The following is an 847-nucleotide window of genomic DNA, read 5'->3' on the forward strand; positions in this document are numbered from 1 at the left end:
GCAACGCCTTTAGACTCAAGATGTCTACCTAGACCAGCTTCATCTCTCCAGATACCGGTATTATCAATAACGATTGCATTATTGATTCCGTATTGCGTGTAGTCGACCTGATCCGGACCGCCAGAATAAATTACCTGGATAGCATTTCCGTTAGCGATCAATAGATTGTTTTCAGAATCGACCGTGATTGTACCTTCGAATGGGCCATGCACCGAGTCTCGACGAAGCAAGCTGGCGCGTTTCTCTAGATCGTTTTTAGCACCGCCATCGCGAACGACAATTGCACGTAAACGCAGATTATTTCCACCGCCCGCTTTCTCAATCAAAATACGCGCAAGTAAGCGACCGATTCGACCAAAACCGTACAACACGACATCTTTGGTATTTTCAGAAGCTGCTTTGCTAGCCTCTTCACTGTAGCCACCAACAACGTCGGATAACTCTGCTTTGACAAACTCTTCTAAACTAACATCATTGGTTTGTTCAGCAAAGCGAACGGCGAGCTTACCAACGTCAACACGAGCATGACCAAGCTCAAGCTCATCCATCACCTTTAATACCGCATAAGTATCGTGGACAGATAATTCTTTCTCTTCCACCTGGCGAACGAAACGATGTGACTTAAGAATTCCGATTACTGACTGGTTAATAACAGCACGACCATAGATGGACGTAACAATATTATTACGACGGTACAAACGACCAATTAATGGAATCATCGCCTCTGCAGTCGCTTCACGACTCTTCCAATCTGAAAAACAGTTATCAATCACTTCATTGCTCACGCTTAACACCTCTATTTGTTTATGCGTCAAATCAGGGCCGCTATTATCCAGATATATAGTTC

1 protein-coding gene is annotated in these 847 nt (G+C 44.3%); it reads right to left on the minus strand.

The annotated features are described in order from the left end of the window. Positions 1–785 (minus strand): glyceraldehyde 3-phosphate dehydrogenase NAD-binding domain-containing protein (locus A3729_RS02625; RefSeq protein ID WP_304439681.1); only part of this gene is annotated, 785 nt, incomplete at its 3' end. Positions 786–847 lie beyond the last annotated feature (62 nt).

This window comes from Oleiphilus sp. HI0043 (assembly GCF_001634935.1).